Origin of the sequence: Streptomyces sp. SID11385 (assembly GCF_010548245.1) — a bacterium.
Lineage (GTDB): Bacteria > Actinomycetota > Actinomycetes > Streptomycetales > Streptomycetaceae > Streptomyces.
In genome coordinates, this window is sequence record NZ_JAAGLR010000758.1 from 1 (window position 1) to 9,630 (window position 9,630).

At 72.0% G+C, this 9,630-nt stretch carries 8 protein-coding genes and 1 riboswitch; of the genes, 5 read left to right on the plus strand and 3 right to left on the minus strand.

Features of this window, described 5'->3' with window-relative positions; translation table 11 throughout:
• Positions 1 to 71: 71 nt before the first annotated feature.
• Together G3I42_RS23515 and G3I42_RS23520 are read right to left on the minus strand one after the other, a co-directional pair.
• Complete coding sequence (locus G3I42_RS23515) at positions 72 to 1,514, minus strand: trehalose-6-phosphate synthase (RefSeq protein WP_164289035.1); 1,443 nt, start codon at positions 1,512 to 1,514, stop codon at positions 72 to 74.
• A 168-nt stretch (positions 1,515 to 1,682) separates the two neighbouring features.
• On the minus strand, positions 1,683 to 2,633 hold the full coding sequence (locus G3I42_RS23520) for a glucosyl-3-phosphoglycerate synthase (protein WP_164289037.1): 951 nt from the start codon (positions 2,631 to 2,633) through the stop codon (positions 1,683 to 1,685).
• Between the two features lie 220 nt (positions 2,634 to 2,853).
• A riboswitch (SAM riboswitch) is annotated at positions 2,854 to 3,009 on the plus strand.
• A 14-nt stretch (positions 3,010 to 3,023) separates the two neighbouring features.
• Between G3I42_RS23520 and thrC the strand changes: the two genes are divergently transcribed.
• The 5 genes from thrC (at position 3,024) to G3I42_RS23545 (ending at position 8,663) form a co-directional block, all read left to right on the plus strand.
• On the plus strand, positions 3,024 to 4,319 hold the full coding sequence (gene thrC / locus G3I42_RS23525; RefSeq protein WP_164289039.1) for a threonine synthase: 1,296 nt from the start codon (positions 3,024 to 3,026) through the stop codon (positions 4,317 to 4,319).
• Positions 4,320 to 4,389: 70 nt separating this feature from the next.
• On the plus strand, positions 4,390 to 4,668 hold the full coding sequence (locus G3I42_RS23530) for a MoaD/ThiS family protein (RefSeq protein WP_164289041.1): 279 nt from the start codon (positions 4,390 to 4,392) through the stop codon (positions 4,666 to 4,668).
• A 464-nt stretch (positions 4,669 to 5,132) separates the two neighbouring features.
• On the plus strand, positions 5,133 to 5,336 hold the full coding sequence (locus tag G3I42_RS23535) for a cold-shock protein (protein WP_008747198.1): 204 nt from the start codon (positions 5,133 to 5,135) through the stop codon (positions 5,334 to 5,336).
• A gap of 416 nt (positions 5,337 to 5,752) precedes the next feature.
• Positions 5,753 to 7,375, plus strand: a complete 1,623-nt coding sequence (gene groL, locus G3I42_RS23540; protein ID WP_007825444.1) for a chaperonin GroEL — start codon at positions 5,753 to 5,755, stop codon at positions 7,373 to 7,375.
• Positions 7,376 to 7,862: 487 nt separating this feature from the next.
• Complete coding sequence (locus G3I42_RS23545; protein WP_164289042.1) at positions 7,863 to 8,663, plus strand: helix-turn-helix transcriptional regulator; 801 nt, start codon at positions 7,863 to 7,865, stop codon at positions 8,661 to 8,663.
• A 45-nt stretch (positions 8,664 to 8,708) separates the two neighbouring features.
• Here G3I42_RS23545 and G3I42_RS23550 read toward each other — a convergent pair whose 3' ends face one another.
• Positions 8,709 to 9,551: a helix-turn-helix transcriptional regulator gene (locus G3I42_RS23550; protein ID WP_164289044.1), complete on the minus strand. Its 843-nt coding sequence runs from the start codon at positions 9,549 to 9,551 to the stop codon at positions 8,709 to 8,711.
• Positions 9,552 to 9,630: the final 79 nt, after the last annotated feature.

The window sequence follows — 9,630 nt, forward strand, 5'->3', positions numbered from 1 at the left end:
CGCCCGCGCCGCCCCGCCCGCCGACCGCCGCCCCCGTGCCGCCTCGCCCCGCGCCCTCGCCCCCGCAGGCCCTACGCCCCGCCCAGCGCCTCCAACTGCTCCATGAACCACCGTCCCGGGGGCAGTGCCGTCGCCGCCTCCGCCAGGCGCTTCGTGCGGGCCGACCGGGTCTCCGGGTCCTGGGTGAGTGCCGTGTGCAGCGCCTCGGCCGTCGCCGAGATGTCGTACGGGTTCACCACCACCGCGTCCGCGCCCAGCTCCTCGTACGCCCCCGCCTCCCGCGACAGCACGAGCGCCACGCCCGCGTCCGAGACGACCGGGACCTCCTTCGCCACCAGGTTCATGCCGTCACGGATCGGGTTGACGAGCGCGACGTCCGCGAGGCGGTACGCCGCGAGCGAGCGCGGGAAGTCGTCGTCCACCTTCAGCAGGACGGGCGTCCAGTCCGCCGTGCCGAACTCGTCGTTGATGTCCTGCGCGACCCGCTCCACCTCGGCCGTGTACGCCCGGTACACCTCCAGGTCCTGCCGGGACGGGTACGCGAAGGCGAGGTGCACGACCCGCCCGCGCCAGTCGGGGCGGTCCGTCAACAGGCGCCGGTAGGCGTGGAGTCCGCGCACGATGTTCTTCGACAGCTCCGTACGGTCCACCCGCACGATCGTGCGCCGCCCCTCGCCGCCGATCTCCTCGCGCAGCGCCGCGATCCGCTCGTCCACGTCCGCCTGCCGCGCGCGCCCGCGCAGGAAGTCGGCGTCCGCGCCCAGCCCGTGCACCGCGACCTCGGTCCGGCCCGTACCGCCGACGAGCGCGTCCGCGCAGGCCGTGAAGGCGTCCGCCCAGCGGCGCGTGAGGAAACCCGCGCGATCCGCGCCGAGAATCCCGCGCAGCACCTGCTCCGCCACGTCGTCGGGCAGCAGCCGGTAGTAGTCGAGCGGCGCCCACGGCGTGTGCGAGAAGTGCGCGATGCGCAGGTCCGGGCGCAGCGCGCGCAGCATCCCCGGCACGAGCACCAGGTGGTAGTCCTGCACGAGCACCGCCGCGCCCTCGGCCGCCTGCGCCGCCAGCGCCTCGGCGAAGGCGCGGTTGTACGCCTCGAAGGAGGCCCACCGCGCGCGGAACTCCGGGCCGAACGCCGGCTCCAACGGCGTCTGCCACAGCATGTGATGAGCGAACCACAGCACGGAGTTGGCGATGTCGTTGTACGCCTCGTGCTGCGTGCGCGGATCGATCCCCAGCATGTGGACACGGCGCCCGCCCGTGTCCGCCCGGTCCAGCTCCGCGCCCGAGCGCCGGGCCGCCTCGCGGTCCGCGTCGCTCAGCGCCGCGCACACCCACACCGCGTCGACCTCCGGCCCGATCGCCGAGAGCCCCGAGACGAGCCCCCCGCCGCCGCGCTTGGCCGTCAGCTCGCCGCGCGCGCCGAACGCGTACGAGACCGGGCCGCGGTTGGAGGCGAGGAGGACGGCGGCGCCGCTGCCGGGGCCGGTGGGGCGGGTGGGGTCGTCAGTAGGCATGGTGCATTCCTCGCCTCGGGATCATGGGCTCAAACGTGCGAACTGTGCGGGACTCGGCATCCGCCCCGAACTGCCATGTTCTGCCGCGCCCCCGCTCGCGGGACGAGGAACGGCGCACGCGCCCGCCGCCCCACCGCCGTACTCCGCCGACGCTCCCGCCGCCCCGCCTCAGGCCGCCGCCCTCCGCTCCGTGTACTCCGGGATCTCCCGCATCGGCGGCCGCTCCTCCGTGTCCACGGGATGCGTGTGCGCCGCGAAGCCGCCCTCGGGCAGGCGGTCGAACTGGGTCAGCTCGGGACGTACGAGGTGGCCGCGCGCGAGCCGTACCTGCGCCGTGCGGTAGATCGTCGCCGCCATGCGGCCCAGCGCCTGCCCGTCCTGGTGGCGGTGCACCCGTACCCCGACGTCCACCTGCGCGAGCGCGTCGAGCCCCACCGTGTGCAGCGCGTCCACGAGGAGACCCAGCTCGACCCCGTACCCCACCGGGAACGGCAGCTGTTCGAGGAGCGAGCGCCGCCCCGCGTACTCGCCGCCCAGCGGCTGCACGAACCCCGAGAGCCGTGGCCAGTGCATGTTGAGCAGCGGACGCGCCATGAGCTCGGTGACCCGGCCGCCCTGGCCGGGCTCGGAGCCGAGCGGACGGTCGTACATCGCCTTCACGAGGTGCACGTCCCGCTCGGCGAGGAGCGGGCCGAGGATTCCGGTCACGAACGCCGACCGGAAGTCCTTCAGGTCCGCGTCGACGAAACAGATCAGCTCGCTGTCCGTCGCGAGGAGCGAGCGCCACAGCACCTCGCCCTTGCCCGGCACGGCGGGCAGCCGCGGCAGCACCGCGTCCCGGTGCACGACCCGCGCCCCGGCCGCGCGCGCGACCTCGGCCGTACGGTCCGTGGAGCCCGAGTCGAGGACGACGAGCTCGTCGACGAGGGGGACGGCCTCGACGAGTTCACGCCGGATGACGTCGACGATCGCGCCGACGGTCGCCTCCTCGTCCAGCGCCGGGAGGACGACGGCCACCGAGGTCCCCGAGGCGCGTTTGAGCGCGGCGAGCCGTTCCACGGGCCAGTCGTTCGCGGTCCAGGAGCGATGCTCCAGCCAGCGTTCCACCTCTTCGATCACGGCGTCTGTCCCCTCGTGCGTACGGACCCGGTGCGAGGCCCTTCGACTGCCGCCCCCAGCGGAGGGCGCCGATGAGATCTTCATCTCGGCGTACGGACGGCTCGCTCCACGATCCAGGGCTTCGGTTACAGTCTTGAACAACGCGGGTGACCATCCCATGTCGGGGTGCGCTGTCACCTTGTGTCACAAACGCCCCGGGTCCGAAGCCCGGGTGCCACAACGCTCATCCAGAGGGGCAGAGGGATACGGCCCGTTGAAGCCCCGGCAACCCTCCAGCCAGTCTCCGCGCGGTTCGTCGATACCGCCACCGAAGGCCCTGGCTCGGGAAGGTGCCAATTCCGTCTCGCGGCGAGATGCGCCGCGGGGAAGATGAGGAGAAAGGGCCTCCCCATGGCTGTGCAAGCCGCCGAAACCCCGCAGAACACCACCTCCGCCGTCGACCTCGGCCCCGCCGTCGCGCTCTCCTGCCGCGAGTGCGGCGAGCGCTTCCCGCTCGGCCCGGTCTTCGCCTGCGAAAGCTGTTTCGGCCCCCTTGAGGTCGCCTACGAGCTGCCCTCGGGCGACGTCGAGGAACTGCGCCGCGCCATCGAGGCCGGCCCCAAGAACATCTGGCGTTACGCACCGTTGCTGCCCGTGCCCGCCGACGTGGCGAGCCACCCCAGCACCAACCCCGGACTCACGCAACTCGTGAAGGCGGACCGGCTCGCCAAGGAACTCGGCGTCACCGGCGGCCTCTACGTCAAGGACGACTCCGGCAACCCCACGCACTCCTTCAAGGACCGTGTCGTCGCGATCGCCGTCGAGGCCGCCCGCGCCTTCGGCTTCACGACCCTGTCCTGCTCCTCGACGGGCAACCTCGCGGGCGCCGTCGGCGCCGCCGCGGCGCGCGCCGGCTTCCGCTCCTGCGTCTTCATCCCGCACGACCTGGAGCAGGGCAAGGTCGTCATGGCCGCCGTCTACGGCGGCGACCTCGTCGGCATCGAGGGCACGTACGACGACGTGAACCGCTTCTGCTCCGAGCTGATCGGGGACCCGCTCGGCGAGGGCTGGGGCTTCGTCAACGTCAACCTGCGCCCGTACTACGGCGAGGGCTCGAAAACGCTGGCGTACGAGATCTGCGAACAGCTCGGCTGGGAGATCCCCGACCAGATCGTCATCCCGGTCGCTTCCGGCTCGCAGCTCACGAAGATCGACAAGGGCCTGAAGGAACTGATCAAGCTCGGTCTCGTCGCGGACAAGCCGTACCGGATCTTCGGCGCGCAGGCCGAGGGCTGCTCGCCGGTCTCGACCGCGTACAAGGCCGGGCACGACGTCGTGCGCCCGCAGAAGCCGAAGACGATCGCGAAGTCCCTCGCGATCGGCAACCCGGCGGACGGCCCCTACGTGCTCGACATCGCCCGCCGCACGGGCGGCGCCGTGGAGGACGTGGACGACGAGCAGGTCGTGGACGCGATCAAGCTCCTCGCGCGCACCGAGGGCATCTTCGCCGAGACGGCGGGCGGCGTCACGGTCGGTGTCACGCGCAAGCTCATCGAGAACGGGCAGCTCGACCCCGCCCTGACCACCGTCGTCCTCAACACCGGCGACGGCCTCAAGACCCTGGACGCGGTCGCCCCGACCACCGGGCCCACCGCGACCATCCGCCCCGACCTGGACGCCTTCCGCGCGGCCGGTCTCGCGGGCTGAGTCCCGTACGCCCGCGAGCGCCGCACCCCCGCGCCCTGAACTTTCCGTGCTGCCCGAGAAAGGCCACGCCATGAGCGTTTCCGTTCGTATCCCGACCATCCTGCGCACCTACACCGGCGGCCAGGCCGAGGTCCCCGCCGAGGGCGCCACCGTCGCCGAGGTCCTCGCCGACTTGGAGCGCAACCACACCGGCATCTCCGCCCGCGTCCTCGACGACGACGGCAAGCTCCGCCGCTTCGTCAACCTCTACGTCAACGACGACGACATCCGCTTCGAGCAGGGCCTCGACACGGCGACCCCCGACGGCACCGGCATCTCGATCATCCCGGCGGTCGCGGGCGGCTGCTGAACCCGCGCACGGGCGGTGCCGTACCGCCCGTCTTCCCTCGCTCCACCCCTGCCCCCTCCGCACCACAAGCGGAGGGGGCAATTCCATGGGATTCGCAGGAGTAGAGTCTGGGTATTGCTCCGCCCCTTTCTTCACGGCGGCTCCAGGAATCCCCAGCGCCGCGTGCGCACCTGTCGGAAACCTGGGAATCAATTCCGCTTTCCGCACCGCCCATTTGCGGCTTTGCGTTCCTTTTGCCTGGCCCGACCTGTCCTGACCTCCCGTGAATTCTCCGGCCATGTCGGGATGCGATCCGGGCTGATTTCTCGTCCGACTGACCTGTTGCGGACGGCAGTTGGGCAGATACATTCAGCGGCGGTCGACGCGTTCCGGCGCACGCCCCCCAAGATTCCCGCGGGGGTGAGGTCTGACCCGGGTGCGCGAAGTGCGTTCCTGTGCAAGGGCCAGTAATAGGGGAGTTAGGCATGGCTCAGGGCACCGTCAAGTGGTTCAACGCGGAGAAGGGCTACGGCTTCATCGCGGTCGACGGTGGTGCGGATGTATTCGTCCACTACAGCGCGATCCAGATGGACGGTTACCGCACCCTGGAGGAGGGTCAGCGGGTCGAGTTCGAGATCTCGCAGGGCCAGAAGGGCCCGCAGGCGGACATGGTCCGCGCTGCCGCCTGAACAGCGCTCCGACCGGTACGGGGTCCCCGCGGCCGCGTACGGCACGACACGACGAGCACGGGCGAGGGCCCGCACCCGGAGACTGGGGGCGGGCCCTCGTCGCGCGCCCGGACACGTACGGGGGTGTGCGGGGGCGTACCAGGGCGGACGCGTGCCGGATGGCGCGCGTGTGTACACGTACCGGTGGCATGGGTCGGCCCCGGGTCGGGTAGTGCGCACTCAAGGCGCTTGCACTCGATGGGGCAGAGTGCTAATCATTAGCGTTAGCACTCTGATGGTGAGAGTGACAGAGAGACCGGGTCGGTGAGGCCCGGCGGCCCCGCCGTGGCAAGGAATTCGGCGCGGGTCCCAGGCCGTCCGTCGCGGGCGCCACACGGTCCCTCAGCCCACCCCGTGTCCTGGGAGGACCACTTCACATGGCCAAGATCATCGCGTTCGACGAGGAGGCGCGGCGCGGCCTTGAGCGCGGTATGAACCAGCTCGCCGACGCCGTCAAGGTGACCCTCGGCCCCAAGGGCCGCAACGTCGTCCTGGAGAAGAAGTGGGGCGCCCCCACGATCACCAACGATGGTGTCTCCATCGCCAAGGAGATCGAGCTGGAGGACCCGTACGAGAAGATCGGCGCCGAGCTGGTCAAGGAGGTCGCGAAGAAGACGGACGACGTCGCCGGTGACGGCACGACGACCGCGACCGTCCTGGCCCAGGCCCTGGTCCGCGAGGGCCTGCGCAACGTGGCCGCCGGCGCCAACCCGATGGCCCTGAAGCGCGGCATCGAGCAGGCCGTCGAGGCCGTCTCGGGCGCGCTCCTGGAGCAGGCCAAGGACGTGGAGACCAAGGAGCAGATCGCCTCCACCGCCTCCATCTCCGCCGCCGACACCCAGATCGGCGAGCTCATCGCCGAGGCCATGGACAAGGTGGGCAAGGAAGGCGTCATCACCGTCGAGGAGTCCCAGACCTTCGGTCTGGAGCTGGAGCTCACCGAGGGTATGCGCTTCGACAAGGGCTACATCTCGGCGTACTTCGCCACCGACATGGAGCGCATGGAGTCGTCGCTCGACGACCCGTACATCCTCATCGCGAACTCCAAGATCAGCAACGTGAAGGACCTCCTTCCGCTGCTGGAGAAGGTCATGCAGTCCGGCAAGCCGCTGCTGATCATCGCCGAGGACGTCGAGGGCGAGGCGCTCTCCACCCTGGTCGTCAACAAGATCCGCGGCACCTTCAAGTCCGTCGCGGTCAAGGCGCCCGGCTTCGGCGACCGCCGCAAGGCCATGCTCGGCGACATCGCCATCCTCACCGGTGGCCAGGTCATCTCCGAGGAGGTCGGCCTCAAGCTGGAGAACGCCGGCATCGAGCTGCTCGGCCGCGCCCGCAAGGTCGTCATCACCAAGGACGAGACGACCATCGTGGACGGCGCCGGCGACAGCGAGCAGGTCGCGGGCCGCGTCAACCAGATCCGCGCCGAGATCGAGAACAGCGACTCGGACTACGACCGCGAGAAGCTCCAGGAGCGCCTGGCGAAGCTCGCCGGTGGCGTCGCCGTCATCAAGGCCGGTGCCGCGACCGAGGTCGAGCTCAAGGAGCGCAAGCACCGCATCGAGGACGCCGTGCGCAACGCCAAGGCGGCCGTCGAGGAGGGCATCGTCGCCGGTGGTGGCGTGGCCCTGCTCCAGGCCTCCGCGGTCTTCGACAAGCTGGAGCTCGAAGGCGACGAGGCCACCGGCGCCGCCGCCGTGCGCACCGCCCTGGAGGCCCCGCTCAAGCAGATCGCCGTCAACGCCGGTCTCGAAGGCGGCGTCGTGGTGGAGAAGGTCCGCAACCTTGAGGTCGGCTACGGCCTCAACGCCGCGACCGGCGAGTACGTGAACATGATCGCCGAGGGCATCCTCGACCCGGCCAAGGTCACGCGCTCCGCCCTCCAGAACGCGGCCTCCATCGCCGCGCTCTTCCTCACCACCGAGGCCGTCATCGCCGACAAGCCGGAGAAGGCCGCCCCGGCCGCCCCGGGCGGCATGCCGGGCGGTGACATGGACTTCTGATCCGGCCCCGGCCGTCCGGCCGGACTGGATGAGGGTTCCCCCGGGGCCCGTACGTCTGCGGACGTGCGGGCCCCGGTTGCGTGTGGGGGCCGGCCCGGGGCGGGTATGGGGCGGGGTTCGTGCCCGTACGGCGTTGGGGGCCCGTACCCGTACGGCGCCCGGCGGGCCCCGCTCGCGCACCCGTACATGAGGAAGCGGCACCTCCCGGTCCAGGAGGTGCCGCTTCTGCGTGTGGCCGACCGTCCGCGTTCCCCCGGGGGACGACGGCTGTGGCCGGTGCGGCCCGCGTCGCTTCCCCCGAATCCGGCGCGAGCGGCCCCCGGTGCCACCGCCCCGTTCCGGACGGTCGTCACCGGGACAGGATGCCGTGAACGGGCCCGGCAGGGTATGAGTACTTGTACTCACAGAGGCGGTCACGGGGAACGTCGCGGGCCGCGCGGCCCGACGGCCGCACGGACTTCTCGTACTCCAGGAAGAGGACGGCACGGTGGACGGAGCGGACGCGGACCCCGTCGCGCTCGCACGGCTGCTCGAACTCGCCGTCGCGGCACTCCACGAGACCCGCCCCGAACCCCTGTGGGCCCTCGCCTTCGGCGAACTGCTCGACGCGCTCGACGCCGACCTCGCCGTCCGCAAGGCCGAGGAATGGAACCCGGGGGAGGGCACCGTCCGGCTGTGGACCCCCGACGGCCCCGCCCACCACCTCCTCGGACCCGAGCAGCTCGACGTGATCCGCACCGGCTACCCCTTCGTCGCCCACTACACCGCCGGCCACCCCCTCGAACCCCTCACCGCGCGCACCACCGCCGGAGCCCACGCCTGGCGCCACGCCGCACCCGCCGGACGCCTGCACGACGCGCTCGGCTCCACCGACATCCTCGCCCTGCCGCTCCCGCGCCCCGAGAAGGGCACCATCAACGGCTGCCTCCTGCACCGCACGAGCCGCACCCCCTTCACCCCCGCCCACCTCGCCTACGCCCGCCGCGCCCAGCCCGTCCTCGCCGCCGTCGAGGCACACGCCGGCCACCTGCGCGCCTGGCGCACGCCCCCCGGCGGCCCGGCAGCGGCGGCGGTACGGGAGGAACGCGCCGCCGCACTCGGCCTCACCCCGCGCGAGATCACCGTCCTCGCCCTGCTCGCCGAGGCCCGTACCGCGAGCGCCATCGCCCAGCGCCTCGGCATCTCCCCCCGCACCGTCCACCGCCACCTCGCCCACCTCTACCGCAAGTTCGGGACGAGGGACCGGCTCGCGACGGTCCTGCGGGCACGGGAGACGGGCGTGCTGTGAGCCGCGTCGCCCGCTCAGCTCCCAGGGGCCTCGGAGCCCGGGGCCTCAGGCCCCCGGGGCGCGGGCCGGGAGGGAATTGAGGAGCTGGAGCTTCTCGTGGCTGTCGGTGCCGGGGGTCGCGGTGTAGACGAGGAGCGACTGCCACTGCGCGGGGTCGACGAGCACCTGGCAGTACAGGTCGAGCACCCCCAGATCCGGGTGCCGCACCCGCTTCGTCTCGGTCTGCGGCAGACCCACCTCGTGCGCCGCCCACAGCGCCGCGAACTCCTCGCTCCGCGCGAGCAGCGCCTCGGCGATCTCCTCGGCGCGCCCGCCCTTCCCCTCCCGCGCGTACGCCGTGCGCAGCTCCGAGGCGAAGAACCGCCCGCGCAGCGTGTGGTCCTCCGCCGGATAGAGCGGCCGCACGGTGCCGGGCGCGGCGAACCAGCGGTAGGTGATGCTGCGCTCCAGACCGGTGAAAAGGGTCTGGTCCCCGAGCAGCGCGGTCGCCGCGTGGGTCTGCTTGAGCGTCTCGCCGACACCCGAGACGACCTGCGCGGGGGTGTCCTCCAGGCGGTCCAGGATGCGCATGAGACCCGGCGTGATGTGGTCCGTACGGCTCGCGCGGGCGGGGGCGTTGTGGCCGGCGAGGAGGAAGAGGTGGTCGCGTTCGGCGAGCGTGAGGCGCAGCCCGCGCGCCATCGCGGCGAGCATCTGCTCCGAGGGCTGCGGACCGCGCTCCTGCTCGATGCGCGTGTAGTAGTCGGCGGACATCTCGCACAACGCCGCCACCTCCTCACGCCGCAGCCCCCCGGTACGGCGGCGCGGCCCACGCGGCAGCCCGACGTCCTCGGGTTGCAGCGCGGCCCGTCGGGTGCGCAGGAAGTCGGCGAGCTGAGCCCGGTCCACGGGGGGCCTCCTGGGGGTGGAGTGGGGTGGGGTGGGGAGTGGGGGTGCTGGTGGTGGGGTGGGGAGTGGGGGGGGCTGG